The sequence below is a fragment of the Streptomyces sp. NPDC107559 genome (assembly GCF_055657365.1).
Map to the genome: position 1 here is coordinate 130,613 of NZ_JBVKBD010000011.1, position 16,885 is coordinate 147,497.

The 16,885-nt window shown below is 69.9% G+C and carries 12 protein-coding genes; 1 reads left to right on the forward strand and 11 read right to left on the reverse strand.

What is annotated here, in order from left to right; translation table 11 throughout:
- Positions 1 to 294: 294 nt before the first annotated feature.
- Positions 295 to 477 carry a hypothetical protein gene (locus ACZ7OY_RS29160; protein WP_471914137.1) on the reverse strand — a complete coding sequence of 61 codons (183 nt, stop codon included), beginning with the start codon at positions 475 to 477 and terminating at the stop codon, positions 295 to 297.
- Between the two features lie 229 nt (positions 478 to 706).
- On the opposite strand from ACZ7OY_RS29160, the gene ACZ7OY_RS29165 reads away from it, so the two are divergent.
- The gene (locus ACZ7OY_RS29165; RefSeq protein ID WP_471914138.1) at positions 707 to 4,174 is read left to right on the forward strand and encodes a hypothetical protein; all 3,468 of its coding nucleotides are present in this window, start codon (positions 707 to 709) and stop codon (positions 4,172 to 4,174) included.
- Between the two features lie 706 nt (positions 4,175 to 4,880).
- Here ACZ7OY_RS29165 and ACZ7OY_RS29170 read toward each other — a convergent pair.
- The 10 genes from ACZ7OY_RS29170 to ACZ7OY_RS29215 all read right to left on the reverse strand — a co-directional run.
- Positions 4,881 to 6,194, reverse strand: a complete 1,314-nt coding sequence (locus ACZ7OY_RS29170; protein WP_471914139.1) for a hypothetical protein — start codon at positions 6,192 to 6,194, stop codon at positions 4,881 to 4,883.
- Positions 6,194 to 10,642 carry a hypothetical protein gene (locus tag ACZ7OY_RS29175; protein WP_471914140.1) on the reverse strand — a complete coding sequence of 1,483 codons (4,449 nt, stop codon included), beginning with the start codon at positions 10,640 to 10,642 and terminating at the stop codon, positions 6,194 to 6,196. The genes ACZ7OY_RS29170 and ACZ7OY_RS29175 overlap by 1 nt, the downstream gene beginning before the upstream one ends.
- Before the next feature lie 299 nt (positions 10,643 to 10,941).
- Positions 10,942 to 11,499: a hypothetical protein gene (locus tag ACZ7OY_RS29180; RefSeq protein WP_471914141.1), complete on the reverse strand. Its 558-nt coding sequence runs from the start codon at positions 11,497 to 11,499 to the stop codon at positions 10,942 to 10,944.
- Between the two features lie 1,021 nt (positions 11,500 to 12,520).
- Positions 12,521 to 12,898 carry a hypothetical protein gene (locus ACZ7OY_RS29185; protein WP_471914142.1) on the reverse strand — a complete coding sequence of 126 codons (378 nt, stop codon included), beginning with the start codon at positions 12,896 to 12,898 and terminating at the stop codon, positions 12,521 to 12,523.
- 9 nt (positions 12,899 to 12,907) lie between these two features.
- Positions 12,908 to 13,471, reverse strand: a complete 564-nt coding sequence (locus ACZ7OY_RS29190) for a hypothetical protein (RefSeq protein ID WP_471914143.1) — start codon at positions 13,469 to 13,471, stop codon at positions 12,908 to 12,910.
- Entirely contained in the window at positions 13,468 to 14,274 is an 807-nt protein-coding gene (locus tag ACZ7OY_RS29195; RefSeq protein WP_471914144.1) for a hypothetical protein, read from the reverse strand. The genes ACZ7OY_RS29190 and ACZ7OY_RS29195 overlap by 4 nt, the downstream gene beginning before the upstream one ends.
- The gene (locus ACZ7OY_RS29200; RefSeq protein WP_471914145.1) at positions 14,274 to 14,978 is read right to left on the reverse strand and encodes a hypothetical protein; all 705 of its coding nucleotides are present in this window, start codon (positions 14,976 to 14,978) and stop codon (positions 14,274 to 14,276) included. Before ACZ7OY_RS29200 ends, ACZ7OY_RS29195 begins: the two co-directional genes overlap by 1 nt.
- A 2-nt stretch (positions 14,979 to 14,980) precedes the next feature.
- On the reverse strand, positions 14,981 to 15,682 hold the full coding sequence (locus tag ACZ7OY_RS29205) for a hypothetical protein (protein ID WP_471914146.1): 702 nt from the start codon (positions 15,680 to 15,682) through the stop codon (positions 14,981 to 14,983).
- A gap of 111 nt (positions 15,683 to 15,793) precedes the next feature.
- The gene (locus tag ACZ7OY_RS29210) at positions 15,794 to 16,078 is read right to left on the reverse strand and encodes a hypothetical protein (protein ID WP_471914147.1); all 285 of its coding nucleotides are present in this window, start codon (positions 16,076 to 16,078) and stop codon (positions 15,794 to 15,796) included.
- Positions 16,079 to 16,088: 10 nt separating this feature from the next.
- On the reverse strand, positions 16,089 to 16,885 hold a 797-nt coding region (locus tag ACZ7OY_RS29215; RefSeq protein WP_471914148.1), incomplete at its 5' end, for a hypothetical protein.

The following is a 16,885-nucleotide window of genomic DNA, read 5'->3' on the forward strand; positions in this document are numbered from 1 at the left end:
CCTTCACGGTGGACAGCATCCCTCGTGACGCTCAGCGTCGTCCCAGTTCGTGCAGACCCCAGGGGGCTGTCCATGGCCAAGCGCACCGCGAAGATGGGCAGCAGCAGACCCATGCGGCTGTCCGCCGACCGGTTACGGAGGGGCTGACCCGGTCCCGCCGGCACCCGGGTGCGGCTCGCCGTGGCAGCGGACGCGGACACCGTCGAGGCCCTGCTGGACACGGCGGGGGTCCTCCGGCTCATCCCGGCTCTGCGGTCCTCCATGACGTGACGCAGATGTGGACGTGATCAATGGTCATGTGTAGGCGGCGACCGCGGCGAAGTAAATGCCCAAGCTGGTGGCTGCGGCGCCCGCGCCCGTGAGGATCGCCTGGGAAATGCTGGCGCCGGATCGGCGGGCCAGCAAGCCCGCGGCGATCGCGATGTTGAGGGCGGTGGACAGGGCGAGCAGCAGGGACAGGATCTGCAATGGGCTCATCGCGTGAACTCCCCGGGGTGGTGACGGCCCTGTGCGGGCCGTGCGCGACAAGTCCGAAGCTGGCTGTCCAGGGGGCCGTCTTGCAGGAGTCTGGTCGCGGATTGGACACATCGGGCCGAAGTCCGCTGGTAGGAGCTAGGGTTCACGCCACGGCCGGAGTGCGCGTTCACCAGGGTGTCCAGGGACGGGGTGGACGCCCGTGTACGGGCTGGGGGAACGAAAGGGCGTCATGATGACGGGACCGGCGGCGCAGGAGGAGCCGGACTACGCCGCGCTGATCGACGAACTGGCCACGTTCCGCAGCGGCCGGTTGCAGCAGCTGCCGTCGGACCGCACGTTGGCCAGGGCCGCTGGGGTCAGCCCGACCACAATCGGAAACTGGCTGGGCAAAGGCCAGTTCCCGCACGAGATCGATCCACTGCTGGACCTGGTGCGGGCCGTGCGGACCTGTGCCGAGCGCGTCGGGCTGGCCGGTGACCTGGCGGCGGTCGCGGTGCTGGACGTGCAGGTGTGGCGGCGTGTGTACCAGGCCGAGGCCCGTCGACGCGCGCAGGGTACGAGTACCGCGGTGCACGCAGGGCAGGGCAGGGCGGTGCTGGAGCGGATGCGGCCGGGCTGGCCCCTGCCGGAGGTGACCGACCCCTTCACATTTGGTCTGGAGGTGCACCGTGCGATCGGTTCCCCGGCCGGCGGTGTGCCGGTGCTCCCGGCGTATGTGCCGCGCGGGCACGACCGGGCGCTGGCCGAGGTGGTGGCGCAGGGAGCCGCCGAGGCCAGCCGGATCGTGGTGCTGGTGGGCGGCTCCTCCACCGGAAAGACCCGCGCCTGCTGGGAAGTCCTGCACCTGCTGCGCGGGAGGGATGATCCCTGGCGGCTGTGGCACCCGATCCACCCCGGCGCTGTCCTGGCCGAACTCGCCAGCATCGCTCCGTACACGGTGATCTGGCTGAACGAGGCCCAGTTCTACCTGGAACCCGACCAGCTTGGTGAGCAGGTCGCAGCAGGCCTGCGGGCCCTGCTGCACGATCCGGCACGTGCCCCAGTACTGGTGCTCGCCACCCTCTGGCCCGGCCACTGGGACACCCTGACCACCCGCACCACCCCGGACATCCATGCCCAGGCCCGGGAGCTGCTGGACGGGCACTGGATCGCGGTGCCGGATGCCTTCACCGGCGCCGACTTAGCTGCGCTAGAAGACACCGCTGGCCTCGATCCCCGGCTGAGCGAGGCTGCCGACCACGCGCGGGACGGCCAGATCACCCAGTACCTGGCCGGGGTACCGGTTCTGACGGACCGCTACCAACGGGCCCGAGGCGCCACCCGAGCGCTGATCCATGCCGCCATGGACGCCCGCCGTCTCGGCGCCGGGCCGCGCCTTCCCCTGGCCTGGCTGACGGAGGCTGCTCCTGGGTACCTCACCGAGGCCGAGTGGGACCACACCGGCGACGACTGGCTCGAGCAAGCGCTGGACTACGTCACCACCCCCTGCAACGGCATCCCCGGCATCCTCACCCCCGTCAGGACCGGCGCACCCCGCAACCAGCGCACCCGCCGCACGACCACCGACGCCGGCCCTGGGGCCGGGCAGGGGCCGCTGTACCGGCTGGCCGACTATCTCGACCAGCATGGCCGCCGCCACCGCGCCGAGACGATCCCGCCCATCGACTTCTGGACGGCAGCAGCCAAACACGCCCCCACCACCGACCTGACCGCGCTCGGCGACGCCGCCTGGCGCCGCGGCCTGTACCGCGACGCCGCCCAACTCCACAAACACGCCGCCACCCGCATCTCCCTCGACGATCCGTACGCCGTGATCGGGCTGCTGGGGACGCTGCGGAAAGCCGGGGCGGAACAGCAGGTAACAGCCCTGGCCGAACGGGCCGCCACCCACGTCCCCCTCGACGACCCGCACACCGTGCCCGATCTACTGAGGACGCTGCGGGAAGCCGGGGCGGAGAAGCAGATGGTCACCCTGACCCACCGCATTGCCACGCACCTTCCCCTCGACGATCCGTACGCCGTGGTCGGGCTGCTGAGGACGCTGCGGAAAGCCGGGGCGGAACAGCAGGCAGCGGCTCTGGCCGAACGGGCCGCCACCCACGTCCCCCTCGACGACCCGCACGCCGTGGCCCAGCTGCTGGAGGCGCTGTGGCAGGCCGGGGCGGAGGAGCAGACGGCCGCGTGGCTGGCCCGTGACCCCGCCGCGCACGTCCCCCTCGACGACCCGTACGCCGTGGCCCAGCTGCTGAGGACGCTGCGGGAAGCCGAGGCAGATCAGCAGGTAACAGCCCTGGCCGAACGGGCCGCCACCCACGTCCCCCTCGACGACCCGCACACCGTGGCCCAGCTGCTGGAGGCGCTGTGGCAGGCCGGGGCGGAGGAGCAGACGGCCGCCCTGGCCCACCACATTGCCACGCACCTTCCCCTCGACGACCCAGACGCCGTGGTCTGGATGCTGGACCGTCTGCGGGAAGCCGGCGCCGAGGAGCAGGCAGCCGCGTTGCTGGCCCGCGCCCCCGCCGCGCACGTCACTTTCGATAACCCGCACGCCGTGGCGTACCTGCTGGACCGTCTGTGGCAAGCCGGGGCGGAGGAGCAGACGGCCGCCCTGGCCCACCGCGCTGCCACGCATGTCCCCCTCGATAACCCGCACGCCGTGGCCGGGCTGCTGGATTCGCTGCGGCAGGCCGGGGCGGAGGAGCAGACGGCCGCGTTGCTGGCCCGTGACCCCGCCGCGCACATTCCCCTCGACTACCCGCAGGCCGTGGTCGGGCTGCTGGAGGCACTACGGCAGGCCGGGGCGGAGGAGCAGACGGCCGCCCTGGCCCACCGCGCTGCCACGCATGTCCCCCTCGACGACCCGCACGCCGTGGCCCAGCTGCTGGACCGTTTGCGATTGACCGGGGCGGAGGAACAGACGGCAGCCCTGGCCCATCGCATTGCCACGCACCTTCCCCTCAACAACCCAGACGTCGTGGCCTACCTGCTGGACCGTCTGCGACAGGCCCGGGCGGAACAGCAGGCGGCAGCCCTAGCTGCACGGGCCGCCACGCACGTCTCCCTCGACGAACCAGATGCCGTGGCCTACCTGCTGGACCGTTTGCGATTGGCTGAGGCGGGGGACCAGGCGGCGGTCTTGGCCCACCACGCCGCCATGCACGTCTCCCTCGATAACCCGGACGTCGTGGCCCAGCTGCTGGAGGCGCTGCGGCAGGCCGGGGCGGAGGAGCAGACGGCGGCTCTGGCCGAGCGGGCCGCCATGCACGTCTCCCTCGATAACCCAGACGCCGTGGCCGGGCTGCTGGAGGCGCTGCGGCAGGCCGGGGCGGAGGAGCAGACGGCCGCGTTGCTGGCCCGTGACCCCGCCGCGCACATTCCCCTCGATAACCCGGACGTCGTGGCCCAGCTGCTGGAGGCGCTGCGGCAGGCCGGGGCGGAGGAGCAGACGGCCGCGTTGCTGGCCCGTGACCCCGCCGCGCACGCCGCCCTTGACCGCCCGTACGCCGCGGCCAGACTGCTGGAGGCGCTGCGGGAGGCAGGGGCGGAGGAGCAGACGGCCGCCCTGGCCGAACGGCTTCCTGCCGCAGGGTGCTTCAACGAGTTCATCCGGATCGGTGATCACCCAAGGCGGTTCAGGTTCGGGCGGGAACCCGATGGAAGTGCCGCTGTCCCCTGGACGTGGGAAGACCTGGAGTGATTCGGGAACCGGCGTTCGCCTGCCCCCAGAAACCACTCACGGTGACCATCAGCCCTCGGCAACCGAGGGATACGCGATAGGCGACTCACGGTTACGCAAGGTCGCCAGTTTCATGCCCCATGGAGATCCACCAGCAGGAACGATTGCGGGCCGTGGCACTGCCTGAAGGGCTGACGCTGACGCCGGGCTGAACGCTCCAGATGCGCCGCTCCGAGCTGGACCGCTACCTGATTGAGCCGCTGCGCCCGGGGTCATCGGTTGCGGGCATCAATCACGTCCTTGCCGCACAGCAGCCTGGGCGGCCGTTGCCGCACTACCGCAACGAACACGAGATCTGGGTCTAGCTAACCGAGTACCCGGGCGGGATCACGCAGCCGTCAGTGTCCTGACAAGACAACGCGGATGTCGGCGATGAGCATGCCCGGGCGGCACGCCTGCCTACTGCGCTGCCGACCGTTCGGGTTGGCCCCGTCGTGTCGGCGTGATCATAAATGGCACGCCTGACAGATGGAGGAACGCCCGCTCTTGGGCGGGCTTGGGCACACCTCGTTCCATCGCCATAGATGACGATGCACGTAGGCTGATTCATCCGAGCCTCCATACAGGCCTCGGGCCCCGGGCCGGAAGCTCTCACCCTTCCGCCGGGGCCGTCCACTCATTGATCCATTCCGTCCGCTTCACCGGATAAAATGCCGCATTTGCACCCTTAGCGACCTCGCCCGGAGACGCTGAGCGCGACCACAGCATCGATCGCTGGCGGCGACTCGATGTCTGTCGAAATGCAGACACAGAACTGCGCGCACTCCAGCAGCTGGTAGGTGGCCGGCATCCCGTCGCGGCCGTAGACGTCGGGGCTGGACTCGCACACGCCGCCGCACTCCACCGTGGCGCGGCCGGTCTGCCCGTCCAGCGTGACGGCGCCCCCGGCAGGGATGAACGTCACGTGCCAGTAGTTCTGCGGCGAGCACCGGCCCGCGTCGGCGGTCTCCTCGCACGTGAGCGTCTGGTCGCTGTGCTCGTAGATCTCGACCGTGATGTTCCGCAGGTCGCTGGACCCGGCCCGGATGGTGACCATCGGCGCGTCGTTGCTCCACGTCGGCCGGTTCGTCAGGTCCATCTCGTAGCAGGCCCGTTCGGCCGCCAGGGGCAGGCAGAAGCAGGTGCTCAGCGGGGCGCCGGGCAGCGGAGGCGTCGTCGGCGTGCAGCGGGGGTCGGCGCACGCCGCGGTGGGATCCGCGCACTCGGCGAACCGGCAGCCGCCGGGGCACTGGCCGGGCGGGAGCAGGCACCACTCGACGCACGAGCCGTCGAGGTCCATCGGCGGGGTGACCTCCAGCACCGGCGTGGGGTCGGTCCACAGCCACGGCACCGCGGCGGTCATCACCCACTCCACGGTGAGGATGTCCGCGCCGCTCTGGCACGCGCCCGACTCGCAGCCGTTACCGGCCCTCGCGGTGACGCGCGGGCCCTCGACGAGCGCGACGCGGCGCAGGGTCCGCCGGTGCCGCTCGTTGAACGTGGCCGCGTCCAGGACTTCGCCGGGGCAGCAGTTGTAGACCGTGAGGCAGTCGCCGTCGCACTCGCCGCTGCCGCATCCTTGGAGGACCTGGCCGAGCCAGTGCAGCCCGTAGTCGACTCCGCAGCACGTCGAGCCGAGGACGAGCGCGGTCACGGTGATCGTGCGCGGCAGAGCGCGGGCGGGTCCGATGGCGCCGCCGCCGGCGATCCCGCCCGTCACGGTCCGCTGGACCGGGTAGTCGTCCAGGCCGTCGACCTGGAGGACCAGGATCCCGGCGAACTCGCCGCTCTCGGGCACGTCGGCGTCGTACCAGGGAGCGGGGCTGTTGGTGTCCCCGGGTGTGGTGTACGGCAGCTCGTCCAGGGTCGCGTGGCCGAAGGTCGGGCATCCGCAGCCGCCGTAGCCGTCCAGTGGAGAGCCCACGGTCTCGAGGTACGTGTTCAGCCGGGCGTGGTTCACCACCTCGACGCCGCCGTAGCTCATGAACCATTCGGTCGCCATCAGCCAGCCACTCCTGCCCCGAGCACGAACCGGTTGAGTACGCGCTGCGCCGTGACGTGGGCGTCGCCTACCTCCCGGATCTCCCAATGATGGTTGTGGATCACGTCACCGGCCGCTGCCGCCTGTGCGGGCGCGGACGGTGTGCTGTCGGTGCGGGTCTGCCGCAGTCGCTGGCTCCTCGTCAGCGGCACCACGTTGCCGCCGCCGTCCAGCGCGGGCGCGGCGTCGGCCAGGCCGGACATCTGCGACCGCACGCCGCGCACGAGGGCCTGCGCCGCCGACCGGGACGCCGCGTACAGGGCGGCCATCCGGCGGACCAGGCCGAGCTGGAGGCCGGCGCCGGTCATGTCGCCGAGCCGCATCATCACGCGTGAGGGGGACTTGATGCGCAGCGCGGTACGGATCGCCGCCTGCATGCCCCGCGCGATGTCCAGCATCAGCTTCTCGATGTTCTTGCGCTGGGCTTTCAGGCCGGTGAGGAAGCCCGCACCGGCCTGCTTGCCCGCGTCGAACAGGAGGTCGGCGCTGGTGTTGCCGAGCGTGCCGGACGCCTTGGCGAGCTGCGCCTGGAGGCTGCTGAGCCGCTTCAGCTGATCGGAGGTGGACCCCGACAGCACGCTGGCGAGCTGGGCGCCCTGCTCGGGCCCGAGACCGATGATCTGCTGAAGCAGCGGCTTCGACAGGCCCCGCTTGGCCAGGCTGTTGATCTGCGCGGTGAACTTCTGGACCTGGGTCACCGCGCTCTGCAAGCCTGCGGTCAGGGACTTCGCGGTGACCGTGTCCTGGCCCTGGGCCAGGCTCTGGAGCGAGAAGGCGTCCATGGCGGCCTTCGTCGTGTCCGCCGCGAACTTCTGGGCGTCGGCCAGCTTCTGGACCAGGGCGTCGCGCTGCGTGGCGAGGGTCTGCAACCTCTTGTTGCCTGCGTTGAGGAGCGTGACGAGCCGGTCGTCGACCGTCGTCTTCTTGCCCTTGAAGGCGTTGGTGATGTCCGAGACCAGCTTCTCGGTGGTTGACTTGATCTGCGCGGCCGTCCCGGTGAGGCCCTTGATGAACCCGGCCCCGACGTCCTTGCCGATCTTCGCGAAGACCTTCGACGGCGACGCGATACCGAGCGTGTCCTCGGCCGCGGTGACCGCCGAGTCGGCCATGCCCTCCACGGCCGCGACGACCAGCCGGGAGTTGTCCCGGATACCCGCGACCATGCCCTGGACGACGCTGAGGCCGATGTTGTCCAGCAGGCCCGCGATGCCGCTGAGCGCGCCGCGCAGGCTGGAGATGGCCGAGTTCGCGGCAGCGCCCCCGCCCGCGACCGTCGACGAGACCGAGGCGAGGGAACGGGCCTGGGTGACGCCGAGCATGGCGAGCAGACCGGACCGGTGAGCGAGCTGCGCCGCCCGCTTCGGCTTCGACAGCGGGATGACGAGCTCGGGCCCGGCCTCACCGATCAGAGCGTGCGTCGGCCCGTAGACGATGCCTCCGTCCGCGAAGGGAAGATACTTCTTCACCACCGCCGGGAGGCCGGCCCTCACCTTCGCCATGATCTGACCGCCGATGTTGCCGATCGCACCGAGGATCTTCCCGGGCAGCCCCGAGAACAGCGAGACAACGCCCGAGATCAACCCCGACACGGCGCTCCTCGCAGAGCTGGCCGCCTTGGAGAAGACACCCGCGATGCGGGATCCCAGGCTTGAGATCTTGCTGACGATCCGGCCGGGCAACGCCTGGAAGAAGCTGGCGGTCGAGGAGATGAAATTGGTGGTCGCGGCCTTCGCCGAGTTGAAACCGCTGTTGAAGCTCCCCGTCAGCGACGAGCCGAGCGAGGACACCGCCGCAGCGGCCCGGCCGGGCAGACTCTGGAAGAAGGCGACCGTGGACGAGATCCACCCGGACACCGTGGCCGTCGTCACGTTGAACGCCGCCTGGAAGCCGCTGGCCAGCGACGAGCCGAGCGACACCACCGCGGCAGCGACCCGGCCCGGCAGCGCTTCGAAGAAGGCGGCCGTCGACGAGATCCACCCGGACACCGTGGCCGTCGCCGTGTTGAAGCCCGCCGTGAAGGCGCTGACCAGGAACGAGCCGAGGCTGACCAGGGAGTTGTAGATCCGGCCGGGCAGTTCCGTGAAGAGGAAGTTCACGCCGGCGATCAGCGTCAGCAGGCCGATGATCAGGTACGCGACGGCGCTGGTGAACGCGTCGAGCAGCAGTCCGGGCAGCGCTGCCAGACCGGCGACGATGCGGCCGGGCAGCGCCACGAAGAAGTCGACCACGGCCTGCGTCGCGGTCGTCAGCCCGGCCTTCGCAGTCTCGAACACCCCCACGAAGAACTGGCCGATGGTGGAGCCGAGCGACGACAGACCGCCGGTGATCCTGCCTGGCAGGGCAGTGAAGAAGCCGACCACGGCATCGATCCCCGCCGAGACCGCCGCCTTGGCCGAGTTGAACGCTCCGACGAAGAGGTCGGCGATCGTGGACGCCGCCGACGTCACGGCGTCGACCGCCGCGAGGAAGCCGTCCCGCAGGGCCCGGCCCACGGTGTCGATCACGTTCCGCACGACCGCGAACCGCTGGTACAGCAGGTAGATCGCCGCTACCAGGCCGATGACGGTGATGACGATCACGCCGATCGGGGAGGCCGCGAACGCCACTTGCAGCGCCAGCCACGCACCCTGGACCAGCTTGATCACAGCAGCGGCGGTCTTGATCACCTTGACGAGGCCGAGGGTCGCGGCAGCGGCGACGATCACGGGGGCCGCGTAGTTGATGATCGGCCCGAGGAGCTGGGCGAACACGGTGACCACGGGGGCAAGCGCAGCCAGCAGGTCCGCGGCGGACCGGGCCAGCGCGGCAGCCGCCTCGGCCAGCGGAGGCAGCGCCGGACCGAGGGACGCGGCGGCGACCCCGATCTGCTCGAAGGTCGTCGCGAGCTGCGGCAACGCCCCCTGGGCAGCGCTGCCGAGCTGCCCGATCAGCTGCACCAGGATGGGCCCGAACCCGGCGATCAGGGGCGCGAGGGCGGGGGCGATCTGCCCCAGGTTCGACACGAGGGCCGAGATGATCGGGCCGAGCTGCTTGGCGACCTCACCGATCGTTCCGAAGATGCCGCCCAACGCATCCTGGCCCTTGGTGGAGTTGACGAAGTCCGAGACTGCCCGGGTGACGGTCTGAAGGTTGTTGAGCACCCCCGCACCGGCACCCTCCCCGGCCTGGAACAGGCCGGAGAAGATGCGCGCGACGTTCCCGGCGATATCGCCGAGGCGGGCCAGCGTGTTGAGGGCACCGTCGACCCAGGCGACGGCCTGCCCGCTCGATGCGATGCGCTGGAGGAAGTCCCCCACCCGCTTCCCCAAGGCCTCGATCCCGCCGCCCAGCTCATCCCCGAACCGCTCCGAGACGACACCGGCCACCTGGAGCAGGCCGGCCGTGAGCCGGTTCGTGGTCCGCGACAGCCCTTCCGTGGCGGCCTGCGCGCCGCCCAGGATCGACTTGACGTCGGCCACACCCTTGGCGCCCTGGATGTACCCGAGGGCGTTCTTGGCGGCCACACCCCACGCGGCGGAAATCCCGGACAGCCCGGACTTCAGCGGCCTGCCCAGGGCCTTGGCCGTAGTGGTGATCTGCCCCTCGATCTGGGCGAAGAAGGCGTCCTGGACGGAATTCCGCAGCGACTCGAACGCCGGTTTCAGCGCACGGACCTCGCGCGCCGCCGCCCTCGCCTTGGGCGACAGGTTCTCCAGCGACTTCTCGAACTCCTTGGAGTCGCCGCTCAGCGCGGCCTTGAAGGCATCACCAACCCCCGAGAGCGCCAGCTTCAAGGCACCCATGGCGGCCTGGAAGCCGAGGACGACCGCGGGCAGCGCAGCGAGCAGGCCGGCCGCCGGGGCGAGCGCGGCCACGAACTTCGCGATCCCGGTCGCCGCCCCCGCGGCGGCAATGCCGATCGCCCCGAACTTCAGGGCACCGAAGATCACGCCGCCGACCCGGCCGGCGAACGACGCCAGGCCTGTGAAGGCCCGGGTCAGGCCATCGGTGTCGAAGTCGACGTCGACCGTGATGGTGGGCGGACGGTGCGCCCGGATCCGGGCATCGAAGTCCGACAGGTCAGGGACAACCCGGATCGGGATCTCGACATCAGCCAGGAGAGCCCGCAGCCGCTCCACGAACCCGGTGACGTCCGGCGCCACCGGGATGTCGATGGAGGTCAGCGATCGCAGACCCGCCAGGAGCTGCGCGTCGAACCGCGACAGGTCCGGCTCCACCCGGACCGTGACCGCCCGCGCAGACAGCCCACGCTGGATCTGACGGCGCATCTGCTCGCCGACCCGGCGGGTGGCTTGCAGCAGGGCCCGCTGAATCCGGTTGCCAGCGGTCCGGGACTCGCCGTCAGCACTGCTGTCGTCGATGTCGATCCGGATAGTCGCGCGACCGTAGTCGACGTCATCGCCAGCCATCGGGCAACCTCACGAAGGAGTGCGGTTGCCCGGCCTAGCACCAGCGGCGATCCCAGATTATCCGGTTCATCCCAGTCCGAGCTGAGCGTCCTGAGCCGCCAGCTGCGCCATCAACGACTGCGCGTCCGACATCGTCAGGGCGCTGCGCGGTGCCTGCTGCGGCTGAGGCTGGGACTGCGTCGTCCGACGCGTGCGGGGGCGACGCTGCCCCGTCGGCGGCGCGTACAGCTTCGCCTGGATCCGCCGGCGTTCGGCGTCATCCTCGGCGGACTGGTACATCGCCTGCTCGGCGGCGTTGATCAGCGTGCGGAGCGTCCAGCGGTGCGGGTCGATGCCTTGGAGCGCGAGCTGGCCTTCCCAGGCGTCCCAGCCCTCCTGGACGCTCGCGATGATCCGCTGGACGGTGTAGTAGGGCGGTCGTTGCCACCTCCGTACAGCTCGGACGTCCACTCCAGCAGCTCGACCAGGACGCGGTCCGGGACGCGCATGCTCTTGTCCTGCACGCGGGCGGTCCCGCCGAGCTCGTCGGCCTTCAAGTCGGCCTCGGCACGGGTACGGAAGTACGCCGCCACCTTGCCGCCCTTCACGACCTCGAACCGCTGCCACTTCTCGGCGGACTCCGGGGTCATGAGGCCGCCCAGGAACTCGCGCATGGAGCCGTACACCTGGCGCAGCGCACCGGGCTCCAGCTTGCTCAGGTCCTCCTCGCCGCCGAGTGCCCTCTGCGCTTCCTGGACCTTGTTGTAGCCGTCGAGGAACTCGTCCCCGAACACTTCGGGGACGAAGTGGAGTTCGCCCAGGTCGCCGAGGGTGGCGACGTGGGGCTCGGTACGGACTGCGAAATCTCTCGTTGCCACGGGATGCGCCCTTCTACCGCGCGTACGCCCGGCCCAAAACCAGCGGCGCGCCGCGCAAGAGTAGCCTCACCTGCCCCATGCGGGCCGTCGCAGCAACCCGTGTTAGTGAACGCCCCCCAACCGGGACGGAAGTGAGCCAAGATGCGATCGTGGATCTCGCAGGCATCGGAGCGATATCAGCTGCGGCTGTGACCGCGGTCGGCATACCGGCCGCGGTCCTTGTTGGCCGCTGGCAGTTGAAGGCGGCGCTACAGTCGGCGGAAGCGACGTATCGAGCAACCCTGGACGGCGTCAAAGCAACAGCGGATGCGAATATCGATCAATGGCGTCGCAGCGTACGCAGAGATGCCTTTGTTCAGTTCTTGGTAAGCACTTCCGAGTTGGACGACCTAGAAGTACCGGACGACCACACGACAACGCCCGAAACTATCCAGGCATCCGAGGTGGCTATCTCCGAGTGCTCGAATCGAGCAGTAAGGGCCTTTAACGTCGTCCGCCTGGAATCGAACGACCTGGAAGAACTGGCACATGAGCTTTTGCGTGCCGTCCAGGCGCGATCTCAAGGCGGAGTCATAAGTTCCGCACACAAGCGCGCACAGTCCACCTTGTCACACATCTGCGACCGACTCAGATTCACCGAAGGTCCCGATGCGGACCTCATACGGCGGGCACCCTTGGACTCGGCTCTCCGACGAATGGAGAGCTACTGGAGAGATGGATCTTCTCTCCCCGACATGCTCGAATCGCGACTGAATGCAGAGCAAGTGCTTCATATATTCCGCAGCGAGCATTCGGAACTAACCATTACACACATAAGCGACCTCCTCAGATATGCGGAAAGGTCTCCTGACCTAAGCGCACTATCTACACAAGTCGATGAGGCTCGAAGGGCGTTCTTGACGGCTGCCCACAATGATCTAAGCAGCGCGATCGGAGGAGCACCAGTCGATCCACACGGGCAAGGGACACCACACCCCGGACAGCGGAGCTCCCCAGGAAGGTCCTGAACAAGACGGTTGATTTACCGACCAAGCCGCAACGCTCGGCCGAGGAAGTTGTTCGGGCGCGTCCCGGGATGACGGACGATGGCCGAGTACACCACCTGGCCGTCGACCTCGAACCGCAGCGCCTTCGCCCGGCGGGGCTTGATGATGTGCGGGCGTGTCCCTTCCAGGACGAACCGGGTCGCCGGGTGGGAGCAGGTGATGACGCCCTCCAGGCCACGCGCGCCCTGCTCGACGTGCCAGTCGATGAACTCGCCCATGCTCCCCGGCGCCAGGCTGCGGGCGATGTCCGCCGTACGGCTGGTGCGGCGAGCGAGGCGCCGCTCGACGATCCCGCCGCGCAACCGCAGGAACCACTCCAGCCGCCCCTGCTCGATCCGTACGTCAACGCTCATGACGGCTCCTCAGCTCTCGCACTGGCAGGACGGCAGGGCGACGGTGATGCGCTGCTCGATCCCCACGCAGTCGCCCTGCGGGCCGACAGTGCGCTGCGCGCCGATGACGAAGGTCCGCCCCCGGCGGGCGTCGCTCGTCAGCGGGAAGCAGCACTGGAGGGCGTTCCACACCGCGACGCCGTCGACCGCCAGGATGCGCGCGGCCTCCGTCAGTTCCTCGCAGGTCGGTGGGCAGCCCTGCCCGTCGGGACCGGGTGCGCAGCGCAGCAGCGTGATCAGGAACTCGGCTGCGGGGCGAATGGGCAGGCAGTTCTTCGAGCCGAGGACGTCGCGGGTGTCCGTCGGGAAGTGGGAGCTCGCGACGAGGCCGACGAAGTTCACGGTCAGCTGGCCGGGCGGGTCGCCGCCCGTGCAGTCGCCGGCGCAGTCGTCCCAGGCCGGCGTGCCCGGCACGATGCAGGACCGGCACGGGCATCCGGGCTGGCCGTCGACCTTCGTCGCCGTCAGCGTCAGCTCCGCGCACACGCAGGCGAGGAGCTGCTCAGCGGTCTCGTGGATCACGAGCGGGCTCATGGCCACTGCTGGACCCTCGGGGTGCGGAAGTCCGGGCTGTAGACCCGCGAGGGGCCGGTGAGCCGGTACGGGTTGACGGTGATCAGCCACAGGTCGACGAGCGGCAGTCCGGTGCGGCCCTCGCTGTAGATGACCGTCGGGTCGGCCATCTCCATATCGACGCCCTGCCTCGTCAGCCGGGTGACGTTCCGGTTGGCCTTGCAACCGCACGTGCCGGTGCCGCCGCAGCCCCTGAGGAGGTGGCAGGTCAGCTCGGAGACCGCCGCTGTGGCGGCCTCGTCGACCGGCAGGCCGATCCGGTACGTCACGGTGAACGTGTCGGACGCGCCAGGCGGGGCTGCCATGTCCTGGCAGTCCGGCCAGCAGCCGCCGCCGACCCGCACCAGCCGGCCGGGCGCGTCCACCCGGTACTGCTCCGGGGCAAGGACCTGGCCGCCGACGTTCACCTCGGTGATGTCGTAGACCGGGCCTTCAAGGAGGACCTCGCACAGCTCGCCGCACGAGCAGTCCGACCGGCAGCCGCACACCGATGCGTTGCGCCACAGGCCGTCGGCGCCGATGTACGGGATCCACGGGCCGGTGCCCGTCCCGGCCTGGAAGGAGAAGAAGCCGGCCGACTCCAGACAGGCCCGCCTGCACGGCCGCACGGTGACGGGGCACGGACCAATCCTGCGCCCCGACAAGGCCCAAAGGATCTGAGAGGCCACGAGCGTCCAGCGCTCGAGGACCTCCGCCTCGACGTTCTCGACGTCGCAGCACAGCTTCGTCGGCCAGGCCTGACACGGGCCTGTCTGGATCGGCATCAGCGCCCCCGGTACTCGTAGTCGGACGGCGACGGGAACGCGGCGCGGATTACGCGGCCGACGTCGCCGTTCGCGAAGCTGTCCGGCATCGTCGACAGGAACGGCGTCGACCGGTCGAAGCGCGGCGAGCGGTGCAGCACCTTCACGTCCGCGATCTGCTCGCCACCGATCTCGTTGAGGACGCCGAACGCTGTCCGCTTGTGGAGCACGTCCAGGTGGCGGCCCGCGTCCAGCGCGGTGAGCATCCCCGCCTTGCCGACAGGCAGCGGGACGTGGAGCTCGTAGCACAGCGGCGCGTCGTACCCGTGGTCGGCGAGGACATCGCGGGTCTCCCGCATCCCCCGCAGGTACTCGCCCGAAGAGCGGCCCGCGTAGTACGCCTCGACGTCGCCGACCAGGCCGCGGTGCAGCACGGGCATCTCGCCGAGCGGGTCCATGACGAACATGTCGTCGTTGGCGTACAGGAACGGGTCGCTGATCTCCGGGTGCTCGCAGGCCGCCCGCACCGCAGCTGTGGTGTTGGCGAACTTGGTGCCCGTCTGCCGCGTCGGGATGTGGCCGACCCCGCCCAGCCAGGCCGGCTTGTAGCCGACGATCCACACGCGCCGGTGCGGGAGGTTCGCCTGCCAGCTCCTGAGCGCGAAGCGCAGTTGCTGGTTGACGGGGACCTCCCGCACCGGCACGACCAGGTCGAGGTCGGCCACGGTCAGGACGCCAGGCAGAGCGGGCCGGTGACGGGGACGTAGTCGCAGACCGGCTCGGGCGGCGGCACCGACGTGAGGAAGTACCGGCGGTGGCAGTTCGAGCCGACCGGGGTCAGCATCGGGCCCGCGGTGCCGGCCGCGTCGGTCGGCATGACGTTCCACGGCCCGACACCCCACCCGCCGCCGGACCGCGTCGCGCCGGTGAGCTGGAGGGTGACCGCCTCGCTGCCGATCTCCAGGTCGCCCAGCAAGCCGTTGGTGACCCACGGCAGGAGGTAATACAGGAACGCTCCGCCCGCCGCGTTGGTGGAACAGACGTCCTCGCCGAGCGCCTCCGCCCAGAACTCCAGGGCGAAGCCCGTCTTGCACTGCACGGAGCAGTCGTCGTAGCCGATGGGCTTGCCGTCGTAGCCGAAAACGACCGGGTTGCCCGTGGTGATCTCGATGAACTCGGGCGACACCGAGAAGAAGTTGATCTCCAAGTCGTACCCGTTGAACGTCGGGCACCCCTTGCGGAACCCGCACTGCCTGCCGTTGGCGGCCTTGTAGCTGATGTGGTCGCCGTCGTCGACGTTCGGGCTGGCCGAGATGGATGCGAGGCAGTCGAAGACGAACGCATTGTCGTCGCCGCAGATGGGCCGCCCGCAGGCGTCCAGCCGCGTGACCCGGACCGTGTCCAGGTTGCTGATGAGGGGGCAGGACATGCCCACGACCTCCCTTTGTGCAGGAAGGCCCGGCCCAAAACCAGCGGCGCTACCCCCACAGCATAGCCAGGGGGCAGCGCCACTACCGTGCTTCGTTACTGCTCGCCAGCGTCAGGGGGATTCCTCGTCCGGCGGGGCGTAGCCGGACAGACGGAGCGCGGTCGCCTCGGGCACGCCGAGCGTCAGCAGCGCCTGGTAGTCCGCCTCGGCGTGGGCCTGGATCTGCGCCTCCTGGGCGGCCAGATCGTCGGCGTTGGCCTGCTGGATGGTGGCGAGTTCCGCGCCGTACTCCTCCGCCGTGATCTCCTCGGCGCCCTCCGGGAGGGCAGCCTCCTCGTCGTCCGTCTCCAGCCGGGCGACGGACCCGTTGGCGAAGCGCAGGTAATGAGTGGCCATCAGGTGTGCCTCACAGGATGAAGAGGAACGCGCGGTGCCAGGTCTGGATCCGCGTGTACGTGCTGTTGTTGTTGTAGTTGCCACCCATGCCGATGACGAACGGCTCGACGAGGGTGGCGCCCGGCGCGATGGTCCGGTTGTAGACCTTGGTCGTCTGCACGTGGATGGCGTTCATCTGCTGGGTGGACTTGTTCTCCAGCCGGAACATGTCGTCGCCGCCGATGGCGTACAAAGCGGCGCTGTTCGGCGGCAGCGTGAAGTCGATGTCCAGTTCGGCCTCGAAGATGACGAACGCCGTCCGGCAGGGGTCCGGGTTGGTGACCGTGAACGGCCGGTCCTCCACCGGGGTGTCGCTCGCGCCCCCAGGGACCAGGGTGGCCGCGTAGTTCTGGTCCAGGCCCTGCTGGAAGTACAGCGCCCTGCCGCGCGGCTCCGCGCGCAGCGTGCCCGAGCTGTCGCAGTACACCTGGCTGGCGGCCGGCTCCATCGGGCACAGGTACGGCCAGGCGGCGACCTTGACCGCCAGCGGGGTGGCGGCCGAGCCGTCGCCCTCCAGGCCGCACGCGGCGACAAACGCGGCGGGGGGCTCGGCAGAGATCGTGCCGGTGGCCGCGTCGTAGTCGATGCCGGTCCCGGCCGCGATGCAGGTGCGGACATCCGCGCACTCCACGTACAGGCCCTCAGCGCCTGCATGGATCAGGTTGGTGCCGCCGCCGGGCGGGGTGGCGTCCAGCACCACGGCAGCGCTCACCTCGTACGGGTCCGCAGCCGTACCGGTGCCAGTCACGGTGGTGTTCACCGTGGGGG

What these genes read in the sequence shown, in the direction of transcription:
- ACZ7OY_RS29175 (WP_471914140.1), bottom strand. Translation starts at nt 10,642, where the DNA reads ATGGCTGGCGATGACGTCGACTACGGTCGCGCGACTATCCGGATCGAC.
- ACZ7OY_RS29165 (WP_471914138.1), top strand. Translation starts at nt 707, where the DNA reads ATGATGACGGGACCGGCGGCGCAGGAGGAGCCGGACTACGCCGCGCTG.
- ACZ7OY_RS29160 (WP_471914137.1), bottom strand. Translation starts at nt 477, where the DNA reads ATGAGCCCATTGCAGATCCTGTCCCTGCTGCTCGCCCTGTCCACCGCC.
- ACZ7OY_RS29170 (WP_471914139.1), bottom strand. Translation starts at nt 6,194, where the DNA reads ATGGCGACCGAATGGTTCATGAGCTACGGCGGCGTCGAGGTGGTGAAC.
- ACZ7OY_RS29195 (WP_471914144.1), bottom strand. Translation starts at nt 14,274, where the DNA reads ATGCCGATCCAGACAGGCCCGTGTCAGGCCTGGCCGACGAAGCTGTGC.
- ACZ7OY_RS29190 (WP_471914143.1), bottom strand. Translation starts at nt 13,471, where the DNA reads ATGAGCCCGCTCGTGATCCACGAGACCGCTGAGCAGCTCCTCGCCTGC.
- ACZ7OY_RS29185 (WP_471914142.1), bottom strand. Translation starts at nt 12,898, where the DNA reads ATGAGCGTTGACGTACGGATCGAGCAGGGGCGGCTGGAGTGGTTCCTG.
- ACZ7OY_RS29205 (WP_471914146.1), bottom strand. Translation starts at nt 15,682, where the DNA reads ATGTCCTGCCCCCTCATCAGCAACCTGGACACGGTCCGGGTCACGCGG.
- ACZ7OY_RS29210 (WP_471914147.1), bottom strand. Translation starts at nt 16,078, where the DNA reads ATGGCCACTCATTACCTGCGCTTCGCCAACGGGTCCGTCGCCCGGCTG.